Source organism: Henriciella mobilis (assembly GCF_003576315.1).
Lineage (GTDB): Bacteria > Pseudomonadota > Alphaproteobacteria > Caulobacterales > Hyphomonadaceae > Henriciella > Henriciella mobilis.
Window position 1 is genome coordinate 25,241 of the sequence record NZ_QWFZ01000035.1, and the last position, 23,834, is coordinate 49,074.

General features: G+C 60.5%; 14 protein-coding genes. 8 read left to right on the forward strand and 6 right to left on the reverse strand.

Features of this window, described 5'->3' with window-relative positions:
- Nucleotide 1: 1 nt before the first annotated feature.
- The 5 genes from D1227_RS16465 to D1227_RS16485 form a co-directional block, all read right to left on the reverse strand.
- A complete protein-coding gene (locus tag D1227_RS16465; protein ID WP_119405453.1) occupies nucleotides 2–2,404 on the reverse strand; it encodes a circularly permuted type 2 ATP-grasp protein in 2,403 nt (800 codons plus the stop codon).
- A gap of 4 nt (nucleotides 2,405–2,408) precedes the next feature.
- On the reverse strand, nucleotides 2,409–5,759 hold the full coding sequence (locus D1227_RS16470) for a transglutaminase family protein (RefSeq protein WP_119405454.1): 3,351 nt from the start codon (nucleotides 5,757–5,759) through the stop codon (nucleotides 2,409–2,411).
- 139 nt (nucleotides 5,760–5,898) lie between these two features.
- Nucleotides 5,899–6,543 carry a TetR family transcriptional regulator gene (locus D1227_RS16475; RefSeq protein ID WP_158587763.1) on the reverse strand — a complete coding sequence of 215 codons (645 nt, stop codon included), beginning with the start codon at nucleotides 6,541–6,543 and terminating at the stop codon, nucleotides 5,899–5,901.
- Between the two features lie 41 nt (nucleotides 6,544–6,584).
- Nucleotides 6,585–7,763 (reverse strand): alanine racemase, encoded by a 1,179-nt coding sequence (locus tag D1227_RS16480; RefSeq protein ID WP_119405456.1) that lies wholly within the window; start codon nucleotides 7,761–7,763, stop codon nucleotides 6,585–6,587.
- Nucleotides 7,763–9,070 (reverse strand): D-arabinono-1,4-lactone oxidase, encoded by a 1,308-nt coding sequence (locus tag D1227_RS16485; RefSeq protein WP_119405457.1) that lies wholly within the window; start codon nucleotides 9,068–9,070, stop codon nucleotides 7,763–7,765. The genes D1227_RS16480 and D1227_RS16485 overlap by 1 nt, the downstream gene beginning before the upstream one ends.
- A 110-nt stretch (nucleotides 9,071–9,180) precedes the next feature.
- Between D1227_RS16485 and D1227_RS16490 the strand changes: the two genes are divergently transcribed.
- The 8 genes from D1227_RS16490 (at nucleotide 9,181) to D1227_RS16525 (ending at nucleotide 23,052) form a co-directional block, all read left to right on the forward strand.
- Nucleotides 9,181–9,921 (forward strand): ImuA family protein, encoded by a 741-nt coding sequence (locus tag D1227_RS16490; RefSeq protein ID WP_119405458.1) that lies wholly within the window; start codon nucleotides 9,181–9,183, stop codon nucleotides 9,919–9,921.
- On the forward strand, nucleotides 9,809–11,527 hold the full coding sequence (locus D1227_RS16495) for a Y-family DNA polymerase (protein WP_233349676.1): 1,719 nt from the start codon (nucleotides 9,809–9,811) through the stop codon (nucleotides 11,525–11,527). The genes D1227_RS16490 and D1227_RS16495 overlap by 113 nt, the downstream gene beginning before the upstream one ends.
- The gene (locus D1227_RS16500) at nucleotides 11,524–14,925 is read left to right on the forward strand and encodes an error-prone DNA polymerase (protein WP_119405460.1); all 3,402 of its coding nucleotides are present in this window, start codon (nucleotides 11,524–11,526) and stop codon (nucleotides 14,923–14,925) included. Before D1227_RS16495 ends, D1227_RS16500 begins: the two co-directional genes overlap by 4 nt.
- 185 nt (nucleotides 14,926–15,110) lie before the next feature.
- A complete protein-coding gene (locus D1227_RS16505; protein ID WP_233349677.1) occupies nucleotides 15,111–16,211 on the forward strand; it encodes an efflux RND transporter periplasmic adaptor subunit in 1,101 nt (366 codons plus the stop codon).
- A complete protein-coding gene (locus D1227_RS16510) occupies nucleotides 16,208–19,327 on the forward strand; it encodes an efflux RND transporter permease subunit (protein WP_119405461.1) in 3,120 nt (1,039 codons plus the stop codon). Before D1227_RS16505 ends, D1227_RS16510 begins: the two co-directional genes overlap by 4 nt.
- Nucleotides 19,266–20,234 (forward strand): ROK family protein, encoded by a 969-nt coding sequence (locus tag D1227_RS16515; RefSeq protein ID WP_119455234.1) that lies wholly within the window; start codon nucleotides 19,266–19,268, stop codon nucleotides 20,232–20,234. The genes D1227_RS16510 and D1227_RS16515 overlap by 62 nt, the downstream gene beginning before the upstream one ends.
- Before the next feature lie 90 nt (nucleotides 20,235–20,324).
- Nucleotides 20,325–21,653: a cytochrome P450 gene (locus D1227_RS16520; RefSeq protein WP_119405463.1), complete on the forward strand. Its 1,329-nt coding sequence runs from the start codon at nucleotides 20,325–20,327 to the stop codon at nucleotides 21,651–21,653.
- A gap of 166 nt (nucleotides 21,654–21,819) precedes the next feature.
- Nucleotides 21,820–23,052, forward strand: coding sequence for a GGDEF domain-containing protein (locus tag D1227_RS16525; protein ID WP_158586696.1), 1,233 nt, complete (start codon nucleotides 21,820–21,822; stop codon nucleotides 23,050–23,052).
- 25 nt (nucleotides 23,053–23,077) lie between these two features.
- Here D1227_RS16525 and D1227_RS16530 read toward each other — a convergent pair whose 3' ends face one another.
- Nucleotides 23,078–23,494 carry a CBS domain-containing protein gene (locus D1227_RS16530; protein ID WP_119405465.1) on the reverse strand — a complete coding sequence of 139 codons (417 nt, stop codon included), beginning with the start codon at nucleotides 23,492–23,494 and terminating at the stop codon, nucleotides 23,078–23,080.
- Nucleotides 23,495–23,834 lie beyond the last annotated feature (340 nt).

Here is a 23,834-nt window from a genome sequence, read left to right on the forward strand (position 1 = left end):
CTCAGCTCATATAGGTCCGGCCGAGACAGTCGGAAAATGCTCCGATATCGCTTCTCAAAGCCAGCAATGCTGCGCTGTTCATGGCATCCTGCGGCATTGTTACAAATTTCGTGTGAATGCGGAGGAGCTGCGAATAAACCTCTGACGGATGGCCATTTTCCATCGCGCGCGGTAGTGCCTCCACATGCGCCTTCAGCACATCGAGATGGAAAATCAACGACCGCGGATTAAGCGGGTCCCGCGCCAGCAGTTCGATTACGGATTTGCGTGAGGCAATGAACGCATAGCGTCGGCGGTGAGAAATCGTGCTGTCGCCATATTCCAGCGCCAGATCAAGCGATCCGTCAGGCGCGCCCGGGTCGAGAAAGCTTGCCAAGGCCCAGGCCAGCGACATGACGTGTTCTATGGACCGCCCAAGGCTGAGAAAGCGCCACTCGGTGAATCGGTACATGTTCTCGTGGACGAGGCCGGTAAATCCGCTCGACTCCCGCAGCAACCAGACCATGCGCCTTGCTGTCTCGTCGCCAGGGTCCAGTTCTTCGTCCTCGTCATGCACTGTATCAACAATTTCCGAGATGGCCGCCCAGCCATCCGGCGAGAGGCGGTCACGCACGCTCCCTGCTGTTCTGGAAGCGGAATCGATAGCACTGACCAGGCCAGCAGGCATCGCTTCGCTGGTGTCGAGCCCGATCCGCTTCATGAAAGCTGACAGGTGTCTCAACAGTGGGGACGACGGCGATTCCGCATCTGCCAGCCGGGAATGATATGCCCGGTTAAGGCGCGCAAATCCTTCGGCCCTGTCAACATAGCGACCCAGCCAGTAAAGGTTCTCCGCCGCATTGCTTGGCAGCGCGCCGCGTTTGGCGCGCGGCTCGGCCGTCATCTCGCTGACCAGCGCTGTTCGGGTATCGACCGGCCTATCGCTGATAATCCAGACGTCGGCGACAGAGCCGCCCTTCTGCATATTGAGAACGGTCGAGCCTTCCTGAGGTCCGATCCGCGCAAAGCCGCCCGGCATGACAGACCATCCGTCATCTGTTCGCACCATGAAGACCCGCAGGCTCATGGGGCGCGGCTGCAGGCGCCCATCGACAAAGGCCGGTGAAGTCGAAAACGACACCGCCTCCTGCCCCACGAGATTTTCACCCTCTTCGTCGATCAGGTGCTGCACAGTTTTGTACACTGATGACTTCAACTCGCCCGCGAGCACGGTCGTCTCATCAGGGTCGAAGGGCATGCGGGTCGAAAGGGCCGGCGCAATCATCATTTTGTCGACGTGATCCAGCACATAGCGACGCTCGGCTGCCTGTCCGCACCACCAGGTGGCAATGTTCGAAAGTGCCAGGGGCTCTCCAAGAAGATGGCGGGCGATCCGCGGGAGGAACGCCATCAGGGCACGGGTTTCGAGGATGCCGGTCCCGAGCGCATTCACCATCGAGACTGTGCCCCGTCTGGCCGCCCCAACAAGGCCAGCCGTGCCGAGCTTTGAGCCTTCTTCCAGTTCGAGGGGATCAGAGTAAAGCGCGTCCAGGCGGCGCCACAAGACATCAACCGGCTGCAGTCCAGATACAGTCCGCACACAGACTTCTCCGTCCACGACAGTCAGGTCTTCGCCCTCGACAAGGAGCAAACCAAGATAGCGCGCGATATAGGCCTGCTCGAAATAGGTCTCACTGTAGGGTCCCGGGCTCAGGATCGCGACATGATTATCCGCCGACCGCCGCAGATTTAGCAGGCTGGCACGGACATCCCGGAAGAAACCCGACAGCCGGTGCACACGCGCCTCAGCATAGTGCTCAGCGTAGACGCGAGATGTCGCCACGCGGTTCTCGAGCGCATAGCCCGCGCCAGACGGTGCCTGCGTGCGGTCGTTCAGAACCCACCATTGGCCATTCGGTCCCCGTCCGATCTCAAAAGCGAGAAAGTGCAGGTATTTCCCAGATGGCGGATCAACACCGACAAGAGGACGAAGCCATTCCGGGCTTTGTGCAATGAGCCGGCCCGGCAGGTAACCATCTCGGACTAGCCTGTTTTCTCCGTAGAGATCAGCTGCAACCTGCTGGAGCAGCTGCGCCCTTTGTGTCAGTCCCCTGCAGATCTCGTCCCATTCGCGCTCGTGAATAAGGACGGGCACATGCGAAAGCGGCCATGGGCGCTCGCGCGAAACGTCATTTGTGTACTGGCGGAGAAAGACGCCGGAATCGCGCAGGTACATATCCCCACGCTTGAACCAGCTATTGATGGTTTCTGGCGTCTGGCCAGCCAGGTGCGATAGAAGCCCGGACCAGGCAGGGCGCAGCTGGCCGAATTCGTCCAGCAACTCATCGGGCGCCGAAGGATTAGGCCGGTAGGATTCCAGCAACTTCCAGATAGCGTCCGATTGTGCCGGGTTGGCCTGGCTCATCGATCTACACTCCAACGCCGCGACGCAGGTCGAGCGTCGTCGGAAACTCCGGATGCGGGCGCTCGGTTTCAGGTAGTTGTGCCCCTGGCGTATGGCCATGCGGCTCGAACCGCGCGAGCCGGCGGGCTTCGGCCTCGTTGGAATTGACCGGAAAGGTCTCATAGTTCCGGCCGCCGGGATGCGCGACATGATAGACGCATCCGCCGATAGCGCGGTTCGACCAGGTATCGAAAATGTCGATGGTGAGTGGCGTGTTTACGGGCAAGGTCGGGTGCAATGAAAGCGGTGGCTGCCAGGCCTTATAGCGCAGCCCGGCCACTTGCGTCCCATTTTCTCCAGTTGGCGTAAGGGGAAGCCGACGGCCATTACAGGTGACGACATATCTCTCTGGCGCAGTTGCCTTCAGCTTTACCTGAAGGCGTTCAGCCGAGCTGTCAGTGTAGCGCACTGTGCCACCAATCGCGCCGCTCTCACCCAAGACATGCCAGGGTTCAATCGCCTGGCGAAGCTCAAGCCAGTTGTTCTCATAGGTAACTTCGCCGCAGAACGGGAAGCGGAACTCGAACTGGGCAGCATACCACTCCGGCTTCATCTCGAAGCCATGCTCGCGCAGGTCATCCAGCACCTCCATGAAGTCCTGCCACACGAATTCCGGCAGCATGAACTTGTCATGCAGCATTGTCCCCCACCGCGGCGGCTTGCCTGTGGCCGGGCTTTTCCAGAAGCGTGCAATCAGCGCCCGGAGCAACAGCTGCTGGGCAAGGCTCATCCGTGCATTCGGCGGCATCTCGAAGGCACGGAATTCGACGAGGCCCAGCCTTCCAGTCGGACCGTCCGGGGAATAGAGCTTGTCGATACAGATTTCCGAGCGGTGCGTATTACCCGTAACGTCGATCAGCGCGTTGCGCAGCAGCCGATCGACAAGCCAGGGCGGCGGCATGTCACCCTCTCCCGGCTTCGGGATCTGCGAAAGCGCGATCTCAAGCTCGTAAAGCGTATCATGACGCGCCTCATCGATCCGGGGCGCCTGGCTGGTCGGGCCGACAAAAATGCCTGAGAACAGGTAGGACAGGCTCGGATGACGTAGCCAGTGCAGGATGAAACTTTTCAGCAGGTCCGGCCGGCGCAGGAACGGGCTGTCGAGCAGCGTCGCCCCGCCAACTACCACATGGTTGCCCCCACCGGTACCGGTATGCCGTCCATCGATCATGAACTTGTCCGCGCCAAGCCTGGTCTGCCGCGCCTCTTCATAGATCGTCTCGGTCGTCTCCACGCATTGCTGCCAGTCGTGCGCTGGATGGATGTTGACTTCGATGACGCCGGGATCTGGTGCAACCCGGATGACGTTGAGGCGATGATCGGGCGGCGGCGCATAACCCTCGATATGGACTTTCAGGCCCAGCTTTTTCGCCGAAGCCTCGGCCGCACGGATGAGCTCGAGGTAGTCTTCCAGCGCTTCTGTTGGCGGCATGAAGACGCAAAGTCGTCCGTCACGCACTTCAACAGACAGCGCTGTACGAACAGCCTCCTCCGCGCCATCGAGCGTCTGCTCCTGGATATCCTGACCTGCTGAGGCAGCTGTCCGGCTTGCGACAGGCTGGCGAACGACCCCGTCTTCATCCTGGTTGATCGCTTCTTTCAGCGTGAAGTCGGGCAGTGGGCCACGCGGCGCAGCCGGGTCAGTAATGTTGATGTACGGATAAAGCGCTGGCGGCACATGCGGCAGCGACTCCAGGGGCAAACGGTAACCGGCTGGAGAATCGCCGGGGACGAGGAAAAGTTTTCCCCGCCGCAGCTTCCACTTCTCTGTTCGCCAGCGCTGTCCAGTCGCCTTGGCCTGCCAGCGCTGGACGGGAAGGACAAACCCGCACGGTTCCGTCAACCCACGATCAAAGACCCGCGCGATCCGCGCCCGCGCCTCGGCATCCTTGAGTTCGGAATTCTCTGGCGTGACGTTTTCCGGCAGTTTGGCTTCCTTGAGGAGCCATTCGCCGGGATCCTCATAGGCCGGCACCACCGCGTCTGTGTCGACGCCGAGTTCGGTCGCAATCTCAGTCATGAGCTGTTGGGCTTCTTCGGGGCCCACATCGTACTGCTCGGTCTCGCTGGCGATCAGGTTTTCATCCGCCCAGACCGGCTTGCCATCCCGGCGCCAGTAGAGCGAGAAGGTCCAGCGCGGCAAGGTTTCGCCAGGATACCATTTCCCCTGCCCGTAATGCAGGAAACCGCCAGGCGCGAAGCGGTCACGCAGGCGCCGGATCAGCTTGTCGGCGAGGTCTCGCTTGGTTGGGCCGACAGCCGCTGTGTTCCATTCAGCCGCTTCGAAATCGTCGATCGAGATGAAGGTCGGCTCGCCGCCCATGGTGAGGCGGACATCCTGCTCCTTCAGAACCTCATCCACCTTGTTGCCGAGCGCATCAAGATCAGCCCAGCTCTCATCGGAGAAGGGCTTCGTGATCCGCGGATGCTCGGCGACACGTGCGACCTGCATGTCGAAATGGAAGTCGGTCTTCGTGTCCGGATCGCCAGTGAAGCCGCCAGCAATCGGCGCCGCGGTCTTGTAGTGTGGGGTTGCGGCCAACGGAATGTGACTTTCGCCGGTGAGCAGGCCTGAGGTCGGATCGAGGCCGATCCACCCCGCCCCCGGGATGTAAGCCTCGGCCCAGGCGTGCAGGTCCGTGAAGTCATGGTCCGTGCCTGCCGGCCCGTCGAGCGCAACCAGATCAGGCTTCAGCTGGATGAGGTAACCCGACACGAAGCGCGCGGCGAACCCAAGACGGCGCATGAGCTGGACCAGCAGCCAAGACGAATCCCGGCAAGAGCCCGAGCCTATCGTCAGCGTCTCTTCCGGCGTCTGCACGCCCGGCTCGAGGCGGACGATGTAATCGACAGCGTCCGAGACGCGCCGGTTGAGATCGACGAGGAAGTCGACTGTCCCCGTCGTTCCGCGTGGAACATCCTTGAGAAACGCCTCGAATTTCGGGGTGAGCGGCTCCGTCGTCAGATAGATACCGAGATCGTCCGCATAATCGTCGGAATACTCGAAGGGCCATTTCTGGGCGCGCTCTTCAACGAAGAAGTCGAACGGATTGTAGACCGTCATGTCCGCAACGAGATCCACCTCAATCTTGAATTCCCGGACCGGGTCGGGAAACACGAAGCGCGACATCCAGTTGCCATACGGGTCCTGCTGGTGGTTCACGAAGTGATTGTCTGGCGACACCTTGAGGCTGTGCGAGACGATCCGCGTACGCGAATGCGGCGCCGGTCTTAGCCGGATAATTTGCGGTCCCAGACTGACCGGCCTGTCATAGGTGTAGTGCGTGAGGTGATGGATGCTGGCGAGAATTGCCATGTAGGTTCCTGAAGTTGCGCGAAGCCGGCTCCATCGCAGCGCATTATGGCCGCGATTGCAAAGAACTTTCGGTCAAGGATTGTCGTGCGAGGCTGGAAAGCCCGTCCTGACAAGCGAAAGAGATTTTACCGCCCAGCTTTCAGGCAGCCCCTTCACCACGTCTGAAGCGCTGGCGAAGACTTTCAATGATCATGTCCAGACCAAACTCGAACAGTTCGTCATGCGTCGGCTCGGAGCGAGACTTGATTTCTTCATCGACAATGCGCTCCTGAAGAGCCGAACCAAGCGCGAAACGGCGCAGGGTTTGAATGGCGTAGACCGCCTCAATTCTCGAGAATCCGTGCTGTTCCAACACGTTGATCGACTTGTTGATCCGTCCCCGTGTGAGTTCATCATCAAAATGCAGCCGGACCATGATGCGCGCACCATCTCTTGTCGCTCGCGCCGCACGATTGATTGCGCGGGCACCGTCAGCCAGCCAACTCGACCAATCGAATTCGGCTTCGTGCTGACTCGGCGTCGGGATCAGCGACTGATAAAGCCGCCTGCACATCGCATCGAGAATTTCGTCCTTGTTGCGGAAATGCCAGTAAAGCGACGCATTCCTGATCCCAAGGCGGGACGCAAGCCTGCGTGTACTGAATGCGTCAAGCCCAGTCTCGTCGAGAAGTTCCAGCGCACTATCGACAATTCGCTCCTGATTAAGCGGTTCACGGTCCTCATCAGGCACTGGTGGATTGGAATGCGTCCCCATGATAGACGAAATATCGCTCCGAAGCGCCATAAAAGGCAAGCTGTTTCGAAGCTTTCGGCTCAACCATTGCTTCAGGCGGAAGCATGGAAGACGGGCCATCTCTCCGCAATGCAACCGTTTTCAAAGACGGCGATATCTCCGAACTGAAGGAAAACGGATTCCGACTGTTTCGGCCTCAGGAAAACATATTCGTCGGGCTCGATCGGCGTAGTCGACGGCGCCGTCAGCATCTGCTGGTTGCTGGAACGCCCATAGGTATCGTTCAGAACGACGCTCTCTGGCCAGACGGGCTCTGCCATCCAGTTGCCCCCAAAAATGAAGACCGTCTTGTCGTGTCCCTCAGGTAGATCCGGCTGCCGGCCGCGAACAAACTCGAAGCCTGCAATATTGATCCCGTCCAGAACCTTGAGCGCTGGCGTTGCTATGAAACTCGCTGGCCAGTGGGGGGCCAGCAGAGGCGTATCGAAATCAGTCGGCTTTACGAGAACCGAGCCCACCGAGACTTCATTGGCAATTTCCGTATCGCGATAGAGCCTGTAGGTTGGACTTCCGGCAGCATTCAGAATCAGACCGCTGGCCGTACGTGAAGCGCATGTCATTGCTTGTGCTTTTGAGAAGATTGACCACGCGCTTTGAAGCGCCACTTCACGCAATCCGCCCTTTTCCGGCATTTTCGCGACATGCGGCTCATACCCCATCAGCCCGGCGAATGCTGCGTGGTTTGATCTGTCGATCGACCTCACCGTATTAACCAGTGCGTCATCCGGGGCAAAACCGCCGCGGTGCAAACCCACATCGACTTCGAGCACCAGCTGCATCGTGATTCCGAGCTCTGCAGCGAGAGCCAGATATTGTTCCGCCCGGGTTGGGGTATCGACCAGCCACTTGATATTGGCGTCAGGGCTGGCCTCGCTATAGAAGCGCCTTGCGGCCGCAACAGGCATCGGCTTTCCCAGCAGCTGTTCGGCTTCCGGCATTTCTCCAGCCAGGGCCAACAGCATCTCAATGTTGAAGGTCATCAGCCGGTCTGAACCCGTGCGCGTCCTGATGTGGCGGATGAGGCCGACAGACGGCAGGGATTTTGCCACGATACGGTAGCCCATCCCTTCGGGCAGGTCGTCCAGAAGCGTTTCGATGTTGTGGTCGAGCCGTTGGCGATCGATCACCAGGGTGGGCTGGGCAATGCCAGCCTCTTTCAAGGCTTTAGACAAGGCAGCGAAGTAGTTTGCGTCCAGGGCGGGGGCGGCCATTATCTTGTGACCTTCACGCCAAACAGCGTTTTCAGGTAGGGCGTCAGGAAGCGCCCCTCAGGGTCAAGCCGGTTCCGCACTTTCGAGAAGGTGACAAACTCGGGATATAGGTCCGACAGCGACCGGTGATCGAGGCTGTGAAGCTTGCCCCAGTGCGGGCGCCCGCCGGCCTTTCGTAAAATGGGCTCAATATCGGAAAAGAAGAAGTCGTAGCTGTCCTCGTGATAGGCATGCACGGCAATTGAAATCCGGCCTCCGTCGTTGAAGGGGCTAAGCCAGATATCGTCGCCGCCCGTCCGTCGAACTTCGATCGGGAAGAAGACATCTGGATGCTTCTTCTCAACGATCGCAATCACATCCGACAGGGCCGAAAGCCCTTTTTTGACCGGCAGGTGGTACTCCATCTCGTTGAACCGGACATTGCGCTGACTGGCGAGCAGCTGCCAGCTGTTGCCAATGACATCCTCACCTTCGAAGGACTCGAACGCCGCTTTCAGGAATTCCCGTCTTCCTTCAACGTCGTCCTCGGCATAGTCGCGCGCCCGTTTGAGGCCCAGGACAGCTTCGTCATCGTCCTGTGGAGGCCTTGGAGTCGGTTTGTTTTTCGTCTCCTCGTGGGCAATCGAAATGCCGTAGCCCGAGAACGGGATATAGAAAAACTCGTAATTCCGGCGGGTTTTCCAGCGCGATTGGGCGTGACCGATCAGTGCGTCCAAGGGCTCGGCCCAGGTCAGCCGGTGCAAGCGGTAGGAATCGACAAGCTGGACTTCCGCCTCAACAATTACGCCGAGCGCACCAAGAGAAACGCGGGCGGCGTCGAAAGCATCGCTGTCGCGTTCGCGCGAGATGGTCAGCAACTCGCCGCTCGCGGTCATGAGTTTCAGTGCCGTGACTTCCGCCGAAAGGCAGGGCAGCCCGGCGCCTGTGCCATGCGTCGCGGTGGAAATTGCCCCCGCCAGGGACTGCTCGTTGATGTCACCAAGGTTGCGAAAGGCAAGACCGTGGCGTTCCAGTTCCGGCGACAGGTACTTCAGACGTGCGCCGGCATTCACCCAGGCACGCTTCGCCGTCTGATCGACACTGTGGACCAGCCCCATGCCGTCCAGCTTGATCAGCGTTCCATCCGTCGCCGCCAGAGGCGTAAAGGAGTGACCGGCGCCAACAACACGTACAGGTCCAGCCGCCCTGGTGATTGCGGCCTTGAGTTCCTCTATATCGCGCGGTCTGGCAATATGTTGCGGCTCCGCCGTCTGATTACCGGACCAGTTGCTCCAGCCCTTTTTCTTGTCGTGCCCGTCAGCCCCCATCGTAAACCCGGCCTCCCTGCATATTAGTTCTTCTTCGAAAAAATAGTGGCACCAGCCGGGCCGGGTGTCACGGGGCTTGACTCTTTTGCTATAGAACAAAATAAGAACATATGGAGTCTGAAGCGCTGAACATACCGGGCGTCTTTCGCCTCGACCGCAAGCCTGAAAAGGCAGATGCACGCTTCCCGCTGAAGCTCGGGGCCGAAGGTGTTCACGAAATCTGCGAGCATGCGCACGGCGACATGGGCGCGGTGAGCGGTTTTGCGCTGGCAGCGGCAAAACCAGCCCCCGGCCCAGTCTTCTGGATCCGTCAGAGACGGCTGCGTCAGGAGCATGGCCGTCTGCTGCAAGCTGGCCTGCCCGCACTCATTCGTGACGAGCGGCCAGTCCTGCATGCCGAGACACGCAAGCTCGCCGACACACTCTGGGCTATTGAGGAAGCGGTGCGATCATCCGCTGTCAGCCTCGTTATGGCGGAGCTGGAAGACATCGATTTCACCGCTTCACGTCGGCTGACGCTTGCCTCTGGGCGCTGCGGTGTGCCGGTCATCCTGATGCTGCCCTTCCGACATGAAGGCTCGAGCGCGGCGTCTGCCCGCTGGCGGGTAAAACCGCGGCCTTCAGCGCCAAACCCCTTCGATGCTCGCGCACCCGGCGCGCTGCGCTGGCAGGCTACTCTCGAACGATCCCGCCAGGCGCCGGCCATGGCGGGACATGTCTTCAATCTCGAGCTGGACAATGAAACGCTATCTCTCCGTGTGGTTCCCGGACTGGCCACTGACACGCCTGCGCCGCGCAAGGCGCCGCAACCTCGGCAAACCGTCAGCCCGGACCTGCGCCGAAGCGCCTGAACCGCGCGCGCCCTTCGCCCTGCTGGAAGATGGCACGCATGGCCTGCGCGTGGTCGCAGCGAATGCGTCTGCACGCGCGCTCGGCATCTCACCGGGTCTTGGCTTTGCCGATGCAAAGGCACGCTGCCCGGACCTCCAGCATGAGGATATCGACCGCGAGGCTGACGCCAGGGCCCTTGCCCGGCTTGCCACCTGGATGATCCGCTATTCCCCGCTGGTCGCTCTCGACGGTGCTGACGGGCTGATGATTGAGACAACCGGTTGTGATCACCTGCACGGCGGGGAGCCGGCCATGATGGAGGCCATCTCCGCCACTCTGGAGGCTGATGCGATCCCCCACCGGCTCGGCCTTGCCGCCACGCCAGGGGCCGCATCGGCGCTTGCCCGCTCCAGCCCCGGCACAATCCTGAAAGATGGCGAGGAGGCCGACGGACTTTCGACACTCCCTGTCACGGCCCTGCGCATCACACTTGAAGCCGAGACCCTGCTCAATCGCTTTGGCCTGCGCCAGATCGGCCAGCTCTACGGGATTGACCGCAAGGCGCTTGGTCGGCGTTTTCAGTCCAGGAGCGCGGCCGATGCCGTGCTGCTCCGTCTCGATCAGGCGCTTGGCCTGCGCCATGAGCCGCTCGACCCGATCACCCCGCCCCCGGCCCTGTCCGCTCGCCTGCCCTGTCCTGAGCCGCTACTCGCCAAGGAGGGCATTCTTGATGGACTGAACAGGCTGGCCGAGCGCCTCTGCGCTGACCTTGCCGCACGTGGTGAAGGTGCCCGCGCCTTTGCCTTTCACGCTTTTCGTGCCGATGGCGGCCTGTCGACTGTCTCGATCACGCTGGCCCGGCCCTCGCGCAGCCCGAAGCACATACTTCGCCTCTTCGATGAAAAGGTGGAGCGGATCGATCCCGGCTTCGGCATTGACCTGCTCATGCTTGAAGCCCGCCGTACCGGGCTGATGGAGATGAGCGCCGCCGCACTCTCCGGAGACCTTGCTGCGAGCGATTCAGATCCCGTCCTGCTGTCCGCACTGGCAGACCGGATCACGGCAAAACTCGGAGAATGCGTCGTAAGCCTCGTCAGGCCGGCCGAGAGCCACCTGCCAGAACGCGCTGAACCACATGTCATCTATGAGGGTGCCCTGCCCATCTCGCGCATGCCCGGCCCGCAGGAAGGCCCGCGCCCGATACGGATCATCGACCCGCCAGAAGAGATCAAGGTACTCGCCGAAGTGCCGGATGGCCCACCGCTGCGCTTTGTCTGGCGCCGCATCGCACGCAGCGTTGCCCGTGCCGACGGGCCGGAACGGATTGCACCTGAATGGTGGACCCATACCGCGCCGCCACCGCCCGCACAGAGCCCTGACGGCGTCGAACGCAAATGGCTCGCCCCAAAGCTCGACAAGCGCGCCGATGCGGCCCTGATCGACCAGATTCGCAATGATCTGGAAACCGAGGATCCGGGCGAACCGGTCTCCAACCTGCCCCGCGCGCGGGACTATTACCGCGTCGAGGACGAGACCGGCCGGCGCTACTGGGTGTTCCGTCAGGGTCTCTACCATGATGGCCGCGGCGGCACGCCTACATGGTTCGTCCATGGGGTCTTCGCATGACGGATTATGCCGAACTCGCCGTCACGACGAATTTCTCCTTCCTTAGAGGGGCGAGCCATGCGGCCGAACTGGTGGCCCAGGCCAAAGGGCTTGGCCTTGCCGCGATTGGCGTTGCCGACCGCAACACCCTGGCCGGAGTCGTGCGCGCACACCTGGCCGCCAGAGAAGTTGGCCTGCGGCTGCTCATCGGCGCGCGGCTGGTGACGACTGACGGTTTCGAGCTGATCTGCTACCCGACAGACCGGGATGCCTATGGCCGCCTTTCCCGCCTGCTATCGGATGGCAAGCTGCGCGCGCCAAAGGGTGAGTGCCATATCACGCTGGACGACATCTTCGCCCATGCGGAAGGCCAGGTCTTCATCGCCATCCCGCCACCAAAGCCGGATGAGGCCTTCCGTCAGCGTCTGGAGCGGCTGCAGTCGCTCTGGGCCGGCCGGCTCTATCTTGCCGCACGGTTCGCCTTCTCCGGGCGTAATCGCGAGCAGATCGCCCGTCTTGCCGATCTCGGGATGAAGGCCGGCGGCGTACCCATCATTGCGATCAATGATGTCCTCTATCATGCACCGGAGCGGCGCCCCCTTCAGGATGTTGTCACCTGTATTCGCGAGCATTGTACGATTGAAGAAGCCGGCTACCGGATCGAAGCCAACGCCGAACGTCACCTGAAACCGCCTGACGAAATGGCGCGCCTGTTCAGGGGCTTTGAACCGGCCCTGCGCCGGACCCTGGAGATTGTCGAGCGCTGCCGCTTCTCACTGGACGAGCTTGCCTATGAATATCCGGATGAACCTGTCCCACCCGGCAAGACCCCGCAGGAACACCTGGAGAGCCTTACCTGGGCGGGAGCAGAATGGCGCTATCCCGACGGCATACCGCAGAAGGTCCGCGCTGCGCTCATCAAGGAGCTCGGCCTGATCCGGGAGCTTGATTATGCCCCCTATTTCCTCACCGTGCATGACATTGTCGCCTGGGCGCGCGGCCAGGACATTCTCTGCCAGGGACGTGGATCGGCGGCGAATTCGGCGGTCTGCTACTGCCTCGGCGTGACCAGTGTGGACCCGGGCATCACTGAGCTTCTCTTCGAACGTTTTCTGTCAAAGGAACGCAAGGAACCGCCCGATATCGATGTCGATTTCGAGCATGAGCGCCGCGAGGAAGTCATCCAGTATGTCTATCGCCGCTATGGCCGTCATAAGGCCGCCCTCACCGCGACCGTCATCTCCTATCGTCCTCGCTCTGCCGTGCGCGAGGTCTGTAAGGCGCTTGGCCTTTCGGAGGATATTGCCGGGGCGCTGGCGGGGACGGTCTGGGGTAGCTTCGGCTCGGACGTGAAAGAGAAGCAGATCCGCCAGGCCGGCCTCGATCCGGCAAACCCGACCATCCGGCGCGCGGTGCAGCTCACCCGCCAGCTGATCGGTTTTCCGCGCCACCTGTCCCAGCATGTCGGCGGCTTCGTCCTGACACGCGGGCCCTTGGTCGAAACCGTGCCGATCGGCAATGCCGCGATGGATGAGCGTACCTTTATCGAATGGGACAAGGACGATATCAGCGCGCTCAACATCATGAAGGTGGATGTGCTGGCGCTTGGCATGCTGACCTGCATCCGGAAGGCTTTCGACCTGCTGCGGCTCCACAAGGGGCTGGACTATGACCTCGCCACAATCCCCCCCGAAGACAAGGCGACCTATGACATGCTGTGCGAGGGAGACTCGCTCGGTGTCTTCCAGGTCGAGAGCCGGGCGCAAATGAACATGCTCCCGCGTCTTCGCCCCAAGGTCTTCTACGATCTTGTCATCGAAGTCGCGATTGTGAGGCCCGGGCCGATCCAGGGCGACATGGTCCATCCATATCTGCGCCGCCGCAAGGGGCTGGAAAAGATTACCTACCCCTCTCCGGCACCCGAACATGGTCCGCCCGACGAGTTGGAAAGAATCCTCAAACGTACTTTCGGCGTTCCTCTTTTTCAGGAACAAGCCATGCAGATTGCCATGGATGCGGCGAAGTTCTCACCTGATGAGGCCAATGGCCTGCGCCGTGCCATGGCAACCTTCCGGAAGGTCGGAACGATCCATAATTATGAGGACATGATGGTGGAGCGGATGGCCGCGCGCGGCTATGAAAAGGCATTCGCGCAGCGCTGTTTCGACCAGGTGAAAGGCTTCGGGGAATATGGTTTCCCGGAAAGCCACGCCGCCTCCTTCGCCCTGCTCGTCTATGTCTCCTCCTGGCTGAAGTGCCATCACCCCGATGTCTTCTGTGCAGCCCTGCTGAACAGCCAGCCCATGGGCTTCTATGCCCCGGCCCAGATCGTCCGTGATGCGCGTGAACATGGCGTCGAGGTGCGTGAGGCCGATGTGAATCTGTCGGACTGGGATAACACATTGGAACCCTCTGGGCTTTCTGCTCGGGACTCTTCTTCACCTGGGGGCGACGGCCCCTGCGCCTGCGCGCTTGCTTATGAAGATGAAGACCTCCACGGCCCGACCGGGCCAGGCGCAGAAGGCCCGAGCCGAAGGCGAGGGACAGCCTGCGAGCATACTCACCAAAGACTCGCTGTCCGCCTTGGCTTCCGGCAGGTCGACGGGCTTGGCGAAGACGAAATGGAGCAGATGCTCCAGGCCCGTCTTGGCGGATTCGATGCGCCCGAAGACATACGCCGCCGGGCCGGTATCACGCGCCGGGCCATGGAGCTGCTGGCCGCCGCCGACGCCTTCCGTTCGATGGGGCTGGACAGGCGGGCCGCGCTCTGGGCTGCGCGCGGGGAGGCGGCAGGCAAGCCGCTGCCGCTCTTTGCGGCTGCCGATACGGCTGAGCAAGGCGGCGAGGTTCGTACACCTCTGCCAGAGATGCCGCTCTCTGAACACGTCCTGCAGGATTACCAGACGACACGTCTGTCCCTTAAGGAGCACCCCATGTCCTTCCTGCGCGCGCATTACAGAAGCTTGCGTACGATCAGTACAAAGGAAGCCGTCGAACTCAGGAACGGCTCGCGGGTACAGACGGCAGGCATTGTCCTGGTGCGCCAGCGCCCCGGCTCAGCGAGCGGGGTCTGCTTCATCACGCTGGAGGACGAAACCGGTATCGCCAACCTTGTCGTCTGGCCAAACGTATTCGAGCGCTTCCGGGCCGTAGTCATGGGCGCGCGCATCATGTTCGTGAAAGGCCGCGTCCAGCGCGCCGATAATGTCACCCACATCGTCGCCGAACAGCTGATCGACCGGACCGACGACCTTGGCCTCCTGTCTGAAACCACGCTCAGTGACCCGCTACGCCACGCGCTCGACCGAGCCGACGAAGTTGTCCGCCCCATTCCTGACCGCAAGGGGCCCGAGCCACGCAGCCTGCATACCCACCCCCGTAATGTCCGCGTGATCCCGAAAAGCCGGGATTTTCATTGAGGAATGTGTGATTTACGCAGTAGTTTGACTGGCTTCCCCACCGGAGCGACCTACTTCTGAGGTCAAAGGGTCAGCATGCAATGAACGGGGGACTTCACTCCCAGCGGTCTTGTGTGTTCCTCGTTATCAGCGACTCCCGCTGCGGTTGAACGAAGAATTAGGAGAGATTTGCTAGGGGCTTGGATGTGAAACACCTTAAACTGGCATATCTGGGCCTGGTAGCCGCGCTGGTCATGGCGGCCTGTCAGGGCGAGCAATCGGCGAGCGACCAGCCGCGCGCTGAACGCGCGGTCAAGATCGTGGCCTACTCCGTCACCTATCGGACTGAAACCACCCGCGTGGAAGCAGTGGGCACCGCGCGCGCCCGTTCTTCAGCAACCATCTATCCCGAAACTGCCGGCGAAGTGACACAAGTCAACTTCGAGGCTGGTGACTATGTCGCCAAAGGGGACGTCCTCGTGCAGCTTGAAGCGCGCGCTGAGCGGCTCGACGTTGAAGAAGCAGAAGTTGCCTTGCGAGACGCCCAGCGCACCATCGACCGTTACAATCGTGCCAGCACACCAGGCGTGATCGCCGGCAACGAGATGGATCGTGCTCAGGCTGCCTATGATACCGCAAAGGTACAACTCGACATTGCGCGCGACGCCCTCGCCCGCCGTACCGTCAAGGCACCCTTCTCCGGACATGTTGGCCTGACCGATATCGATCCCGGTGCGCGCATCACCACCAGCACGGTAATCACCAGGCTAGACGCTCGCGATACGCTGTTTGTGGACTTCCCCGTGCCCGAGCAGACTTTCGGGCGTATCGAGACTGGCGACATTTTCGAAGTCGAACCCTTCTCGGACCCCTCGCAAACCTATGAAGCTGAAGTGCTCACTGTGGACAGCGCCATAGACGCAACAACGCGGGCCTATACGGTGCGAGCCTCAATCGATAACTCCGATGACCGTCTGCGCCCCGGCATGAGCTTCCGGATCGGCTTCGACTTGCCTGGACAGCGCTATCCGACCGTGCCGGAAGAATCCATTGTCTGGGGCGGCGACGGCGCCTTCCTGTGGCAGGTGAAAGATGGTCGCGCTGACCGCGTCCCCGTCACGATTGTCAGCAGGGATGCCGGTATGGTTCTGGTCAAGGCCGACCTTCCCGAAGGAACGTGGATTGTCGAACAGGGTGTTCAGAAGGTTCGCCAGGGAACACCTGTCGAGACCCCTGGACGCAGCCAGACCATTGCTGGTCCGGGCGATGAGCGCCGGGAGGGCGGTCCGTCCGCAGCCCTGCCATGATGCCGCCCGGCGCTGGCCTGCCAGGCCTTTCGGTTCGCCGTCCGTTGCTGGCGGCGGTGATGAACCTGTTGATCGTCATCGCCGGACTGGCAGCCATGCTCGGTGTCGAGGTCCGTGAGCTGCCCGATGTCGACCGTCCGATCGTCTCCGTGCGCGCCAACCTGCCTGGCGCGGCACCAGAAACGATGGATGCGGAAGTTACCAGCATCCTTGAAGGGGCGATTTCCCGCGTTTCCGGCGTCCGGGAAATCAACTCCTCCAGCGAAGAAAACAATTCGCGCATTCGCATCGAATTCAATCCGGGGGTCGATCTGGACACGGCCGCTTCGGACGTTCGCGAAGCCGTCAGCCGCGTGACCCGCGAATTGCCCGACCGCGTCGAGAACGTGGCTGTAACCAAGGCCGACAGCGAAGGCGAAGCGGTCCTGACGATCGCCGTGATTTCGACCGCCTATTCTGAAGAAGAGCTGTCGCGCATCATCACAAACGACATCATTCCGGAATTCCTGTCGATCGAAGGCATCGCAACGATACAGGAATTTGGAACACGCGAGCGCCAGATGCGTGTCGTGGTTGATCCGCTCCGCCTTAGTCGGTTCGGTCTCACCATAGCAGACGTTGCAAGCGCACTTCGCGAAGCGCCATTCGACGTGCCAGTCGGCAGCTTCCGCTCTGAAAGCCAGGAACTTATCGTGAGAGCCGAGGCAACGGCCGCGACCCCCGAACTCATCAAGGACATTTACATTCGCGGCGACACCAAGATTGGTGATGTCGCAGAAGCCGTTCTCGGGCCGGCCGACGCCGATGACTTTCTGCGATACAACGGCAACCCTATCATCGGGCTCGGCGTTGTCCGGCAGGCGCAATCAAACACCATTCAGATATCCAGCGCGGCCAAGAAAAAGATCGAACAGCTCAACCGTCGCTTCGATGACATCCGCCTGGAAGTGACCTCCGACGAAGCCGTATTTATCGAGAAGTCGGTCGAGGAAGTCCTGCTCTCTTTGGCCATCACCGTGCTGATCGTCGTCGGAACTATCTGGCTGTTTCTCGGGTCGGCAAAGGCAACAATTATTCCCGCCGTCGCGATCCCCGTTTCGTTAATCGGGACCGTGGCCGGCATCTGGGTACTCGGTTTCTCGATCAACCTGCTCACCCTGCTCGCACTGGTTCTGGCAACCGGCCTGATTGTGGACGACGCCATCGTGGTTCTGGAAAACATCCAGCGTAAGCAGGCCGATGGTCTTCGCCGGCGTGCAGCTGCGGTCATCGGCGGCCAGCAGGTCTTCTTTGCTGTCATAGCCACCACAGCTGTTCTGATCGCCGTCTTCGTTCCGATTTCCTTCCTTCCATCGACGACCGGTCGCCTTTTCCGGGAGTTTGGCTTCGTGATGTCGCTTTCGGTCGGTATCTCATCGATAGTGGCCCTGACGCTTGCGCCGGCCATTGCTTCCAAATTCCGTTTCATCGAACGTGATCCGGCCGACCGGAAGGACAATGCACTCGAACGCTTTGGACGATTGCTGCTCGGCGGTTACGAACGCGCACTGCGCTTTAATCTCGACCGCCCGATGGTTATCGTCATCGTGTCATTGCTGGCCGCCATCGGGGCTGGCTTGCTTTACCGGTCCCTTTCGCAAGAACTCGTGCCCCCCGAAGACAGGGGAGTCGTCCAGGTCTTCGCCACAGGACCCGATGGCGTTGGTCTTGCCTACATGGAACAGGAGGCGGACGAAATCGAAGCGCTCCTTCAGCCATTTGTCGATGATGGCACGATCGAAAACCTGTTCACGATTGTCGGCGCCTGGGACCCCAACCGCGTCAACGTCACGGCGCGGCTAGCCCCGTGGGAAGAGCGCGAGCTAAGCCAGCAGGATGTCATCTCAGCTCTGCAGGGCCCGATGTCGGAAATCCCTGGATCGCGAGTCTCGGTTTTTGGCCGCTCAAGCCTTAGCGTCGGCTGGGGCGGGCGCGGCGGCGGATTACGGATCGCCCTGACCGGCAATAATTATGATGACATTTATGCCGCTGCTCGCTCGCTGGCTCGCGCAGTCGATAGCAGCGACATCCTGTCCAATGCCGATATTTCCTACCAGCCAACCCAGCCGCAACTTTCCGTGCAAGTTGACCGGCGCCGGGCTGCTGACCTCAACGTGCCGCTGGACCAGATTTCAGTCACCCTGCGGGCCATGGTCGACGGCGAAGATCTGATTGATCTCAATGTCGAGGACCAGGCTATTCCTATCATCCTGGAGTCGGAAACCGGCGCCATCCGAGACCCGGGCGACCTGCGGAACCTTTTCGTTCGCTCCGACGAGGGCGCGCTCGTTCCAATCTCGACATTGACGGAAATCCGCGAGGAGGGTGTCGCCGCCGAGCTGGACCGTACCGCTCAACGGCGCGCTATCGAAGTCGATATGGACATAGCGCCGGGGCTGCCGCTCGCTGATGCCATTGCCGAGATTGAAAGGCTGGGTGATGAGGCCCTTCCTGCGGGCATCAACATGATACTGCAAGGCGATGCTGCGACGCTGGAGGAAAGCAATCGCGATCTCCTCATCACCTATGGCTTCGCCTTTATCATCGTTCTGCTGGTGCTGGTCGCCCAATTCGAAAGCGTGACCAGTCCGCTGGTTATCTTACTGTCGGTTCCTTTCGCGCTCGCGGCGGCCGTATATGCCCTGACTTTTACAGGCGTGTCGCTCAATATCTACTCGCAGATCGGTTTGATCATGCTGATCGGTCTGATGGCTAAGAACGGTATCCTGCTCGTCGAGTTTGCCGACCAGCTGCGCAGCATGGGGCGGTCTGTGAAGGACGCTGTCTTCGAAGCCGCAATCATCCGCGCACGTCCGATCGTCATGACTTTGATTTCCACTGTACTTGGCGCTCTTCCACTCATCCTGTCGAGTGGAGCCGGCGCGGAAGCGCGCAATTCCATTGGCTGGGTGGTTTTCGGCGGGCTGGGGCTGGCCGCACTCTTCACGCTGTTCCTGACACCGGTGATCTATCTCGGCGTTGCGCGTCTGTCGAAGCCACGTACGCAGGAAACCCGTGCGCTGGAAGAAGAGCTCGAAGAAGCCCGTGCCCAGCAAGGCGGCCAATTGGCTGAGTGACAGCGGCAAGCGACATGCTATAGCCGGTCTCATGCTGGCCGCTATCGAGACAGGTGGAACCAAATGCGTTGCCGCATTGGCTGAGGCGCCTGGGAAGATACAGCGCCGCATCGAAGTCCCAACCACCTTTCCTGACGAGACGTTCGCGCGCTTGCGCGATGCGCTCGGCAACGCCGGCCCGATAAGCGCGCTCGGTATCGCAGCGTTCGGCCCAGTGGATATCGATCCGGCATCGCCCACCTATGGAGAGGTGCTGGTGACGTCCAAGCCAGGCTGGCAGGGCGCCTCCTACCGAAACGCCTTCGCCGGGCTCGGCTGCCCCCTACGGATTGAAAGCGACGTTTCCGGCGCTTGCCTGGGCGAGTGGGGTTTTGGCGCCGGACAAGGCGAAAACGTCATAGCCTATGTCACGGTGGGTACCGGGATTGGCGCAGGCGTCGTCCACAACGGGGCGATTCTCAATGGTGTCGGACATTACGAGATGGGCCATATCAAGGTCAGCCGCGCCGACGATGACGGCAAGGCCCGGTCGGTCTGCCCTCTTCATGACGATTGCCTTGAGGGCCTTGCCAGCGGGCCGTCTATTCTGGCGCGCTGGGGGCAATCACTTTCGGAGCTGGCGCAAGGCCACGAAGGCCTGGATGTAGAAGCTTCCTACCTCGCCCAACTCGCCCGAACGTTAACCCTGACCCATCGCCCCGCCCGAATTATTTTCGGTGGCGGAGTAATGAAAACTCCCGGCCTGATCGAAGCGATCCGACGGCATACGAAATCGAGCCTTGCCGGCTATATTGATTGTGGACGCGCTGGCGACATGTCCGATTGTATCGTGCCCGCCTCGCTCGGCGATGATGCCGGGATCACAGGTGCCCTCATGCTGGCGGACGCCGCGCTGTCCGAGCAGTAAATGACTGCCCTTCGGGCAGGGCTTGGCGCCGCCCGGGCTTTCTGAGACCATTGTTGTCAACAAGCAGAAAGACTTGCCGGAGGAACCACCATGCTCGCCAATATCAGCGAAACCGCTGTTGAAGATGCCGACATCGCCAAGGGCCACAAGTACCCACTCGCATTCGATACGCCGCCCGCCGCAGACCTGACGGACCTCGACCTCTTTACGGCGGGCCAGCCCTTCGAGGCCTTCGCGACGATGCGCAAGCAATCACCCGTCTGCTGGCATGATGAAAGCGAAGGCGCCGGCTTCTGGGCGCTTACGCGGTATGACGATGTGCGCGCCACCGAGCTCAACACGAAGGTATTCTCGTCGCAGAGGGGCGGCATCCTGATGAATTACGGGCGCGCCGATCAGCGCCACCCGCTGCTCCATCGCGCCTCGCTGGATGCAATGATTTGCCTTGATCAGCCCTATCATATGCCGCTGCGCCGCGCGCACATGCCGTTCTTCACACCAGCCTATGTTGCGAACCTGAAAGCGCGGGTGGACGAAAAAGTAGGGACATTGCTCGACACTATGGAAGCCCGCGCCAGGGACTCGGGCGGGCCGGTCGACATGGTCGAGTTATTCTCTGCCGAATTGCCCCTGTTCACCCTGTGCGAAATCCTCGGCGTCGCCGAATCCGACCGCCCGAAATTGATCGAGTGGATGCATTATCTGGAGCGGGCCAGCGATACGATGAGGAAGGGAGAAGAAATCGATCCGGCCTTCTTCGGCGCCTTTGTCCAGAACGTGCTTGAGATGTTCGATTTCGGAAAACACGTCCTGCAGGCGCGCCGTAGGGACCCAAAAGAGGACCTTCTTTCGGCGATTGCCAATGCCGAGATCGATGGCTCGAAGTTGTCTGACGAGATGCTTGACGGTTCCTGGCTGCTGATCGTGTTTGCTGGCAACGATACGACGCGCAATTCCTTGTCCGGCACGATGAAGCTGCTCACCGAATTTCCTGAACAGAAACAGATGCTTCTCAAAGACACTTCACTCATCAGCAACATGACACACGAGGCCATCCGCATGGTCTCTCCAGTGATCTATATGCGCCGGACAGCGACCGACGACGCCGAGATACGAGGCCAGAAAATCGCGGAAGGCGAGAAGGTCGTCATGTACTACGGCGCTGCCAATAGAGATCCGGACGTCTTTCCTGATCCAGACCGCATGGACGTCACCCGCGTAAACGCAAAAGACCATATCGCCTTCGGGATGGGGCCACATGTTTGCCTTGGTCAACGCGTTGCAAACATGCAGCTTGAAGCGGCCTACCGCCAGATCCTGGCTCGTTTTCCGAACGCGGAATGGACTGGAGATATCGACATCACGCCGAACAATTTCGTGCACGCAATCGCCCGCCTCAGTGTCGACCTTGGTATTTGATCCGGAGCGCCATTCGCCATTGAAAGCCCGGCAGCAGAACCTTCCCTCATTAGCCAAAAAGACAAGAATCCGGCCCGTTAGAACAAATTTCAAGTACCAGTTTAAACGTTAGTTTCGGGTCAGGTGGTAGTACCAAAGCTGTAGTCAGCCTCGCAGGAATATGAACTTGGATCAAGCCGCCGTCATCGGCCTGACCGTACCGGTTGTGGCAGGTTGCATGTGTGCGATCTTCCTCAGCTTCTGGTACTACAATCGGGAAGATAGAAGCGCTCTGCGGTTCGCGGCAGCCTTTTTTCTCGCCGTCACCGGCTTCTCGGCCAACCATTTTATTCTGGACAAGGATACGTTAGCGAACGCGATCTTCCATAACGCGTGCTATTCTGGCGGCCTGTATCTCCTCCTGGACGGAATCCATCTGGCCTTCTCTCGCAAGACGCCGGTGGGCACTCTAGGAACAATTGGGATCGGCAGTGTCATCGCTGCCATCATCATTCAGTTGTCCCCAGCCGACCTTGGCCAGCGTGTGCTCTGGATAAATACCCTTCAGGGCTGCATGCTACTCGTCGCAACGGCGAGCCTTTGGGGCATCTGGCGCAGCAACTGGACCGGCACGGCCACCTACGCCGCACTTATTCTTTGCGCCATCAATATGGTGGTGGTTGCTCCATACAACATCGTTAACTCGTTTGTTTCCGGGGACGTCTTCTTCCAGACTGCCTATTGGGCAACCATGAACATGGTTACCACACTGTCGGTTACGGCCATGGGAGGCGCTCTGGTGGCCGTTTGCGTTATGCAGAGACTCGCCGACCTTCGGGAGGATGCCGATCACGATTACCTGACCGGCTTGAAGACGCGTCGCGCTTTTGAAGAGGCGGCGCGCTATTATTGCGACGCCCGGTCGGGAGAAGTCGCTGCCACGCTCATCATTATCGACATAGATCACTTCAAGACGATCAATGATGAACACGGCCATGTCGCAGGCGACCAGGTTATCGGGCGGATCGGAGCATTCCTGAACGCTCAGACCCGAAGCAGTGACGTCGCCGGTCGCATGGGCGGGGAAGAGTTCTGCCTGCTTCTGCCCGGAACGGATACAGCGGGTGCCCGTCAGCTGGCGGCGCGCTTGCGAGCGAAACTGTCCAACCTCACTTTCGACGCGCTGCCCGAAACCCTTCGCGTGACCGCAAGTTTCGGCATTGCCGAGTTTGGTCGCCGCACCGCATTTGCAGATGCCTATCCCATGGCAGACGCCGCTCTCTATTCCGCCAAGACGCGCGGCCGCGACCGCATTGTCTGCGCGCCTGCCCCCGAGGATGCAGGCCGACCGATCCGGAGGGAACGCTTCAAGGCGCTCCCCGACGGATCGCGCGTGCCAGTCGGACAATTGGCGTCCTGACACCCGTGGTCAAAGGGCCGGAGCGTCAGGCGGCCCTGGAAATCTGCGACAAAGCTTCGCCTGCAGCGCTGCCCGACGCGCGCCAGGCGATATCTCCCAGCGACACCATACCGAGAAGCTTCTTTTCCCGGTCAACAACCGGCAGCCTGCGAACCTTCTGCTGAGCCATGTTTTCGGCGACCTTTTCGACCTCGTCATCGTCAAAACAATAAAGCACACCAGAACTCATGAGGTCGCTGACCTTGGTTCTCCGGACATCCTTGTTGACCGCCACGCCCCGCACGACGATATCCCGATCAGTTATCATTCCAACCAGTTTGTCGTTGCGAGCAACAGGCAAGGCTCCAACATCCTCCCGCTGCATCTTCGTCGCAGCCAGCTGAAGGCTCTCGTCAGCTTCGATGTAGCAGCAGTCCTTGTGCATGATGTCGTGAATTTTCATCGTGGTCCTCCATCTGTTCCGAGGCCGCGCAAGTCCCTCGTCCGGGCGTCCGTGGTGAAAGTCCGGAAAGCCAGATGACCGGCGCGCCTCAAGCGGACATCTGACATCCGCCCCGAAGAACCGAGTACCTTTATAGCAACTTGTTAGTGACTGAGGAAGATTCAGACGGCTCCCAGCCCGTGGACCTCCCCGCGCAAACTGCGTCTCCTTAAACCAGACTCACAACAGCTTGCCCGCAGCAACATTTCGCGCAACGTCTAGCCTAATGACGCTGGGACAGACTTGCCGCCCGCCCCGGTCACATGCTCTCTGTCGAGCAACCCAGAAAAGTGGAGGATAC

What these genes read in the sequence shown, in the direction of transcription:
- D1227_RS16490 (WP_119405458.1), top strand. Translation starts at nt 9,181, where the DNA reads ATGGAGTCTGAAGCGCTGAACATACCGGGCGTCTTTCGCCTCGACCGC.
- D1227_RS16480 (WP_119405456.1), bottom strand. Translation starts at nt 7,763, where the DNA reads ATGGCCGCCCCCGCCCTGGACGCAAACTACTTCGCTGCCTTGTCTAAA.
- D1227_RS16470 (WP_119405454.1), bottom strand. Translation starts at nt 5,759, where the DNA reads ATGGCAATTCTCGCCAGCATCCATCACCTCACGCACTACACCTATGAC.
- D1227_RS16465 (WP_119405453.1), bottom strand. Translation starts at nt 2,404, where the DNA reads ATGAGCCAGGCCAACCCGGCACAATCGGACGCTATCTGGAAGTTGCTG.
- D1227_RS16495 (WP_233349676.1), top strand. Translation starts at nt 9,809, where the DNA reads ATGAAACGCTATCTCTCCGTGTGGTTCCCGGACTGGCCACTGACACGC.
- D1227_RS16500 (WP_119405460.1), top strand. Translation starts at nt 11,524, where the DNA reads ATGACGGATTATGCCGAACTCGCCGTCACGACGAATTTCTCCTTCCTT.
- D1227_RS16485 (WP_119405457.1), bottom strand. Translation starts at nt 9,070, where the DNA reads ATGGGGGCTGACGGGCACGACAAGAAAAAGGGCTGGAGCAACTGGTCC.
- D1227_RS16520 (WP_119405463.1), top strand. Translation starts at nt 20,325, where the DNA reads ATGCTCGCCAATATCAGCGAAACCGCTGTTGAAGATGCCGACATCGCC.
- D1227_RS16475 (WP_158587763.1), bottom strand. Translation starts at nt 6,543, where the DNA reads ATGGCGCTTCGGAGCGATATTTCGTCTATCATGGGGACGCATTCCAAT.
- D1227_RS16530 (WP_119405465.1), bottom strand. Translation starts at nt 23,494, where the DNA reads ATGAAAATTCACGACATCATGCACAAGGACTGCTGCTACATCGAAGCT.
- D1227_RS16510 (WP_119405461.1), top strand. Translation starts at nt 16,208, where the DNA reads ATGATGCCGCCCGGCGCTGGCCTGCCAGGCCTTTCGGTTCGCCGTCCG.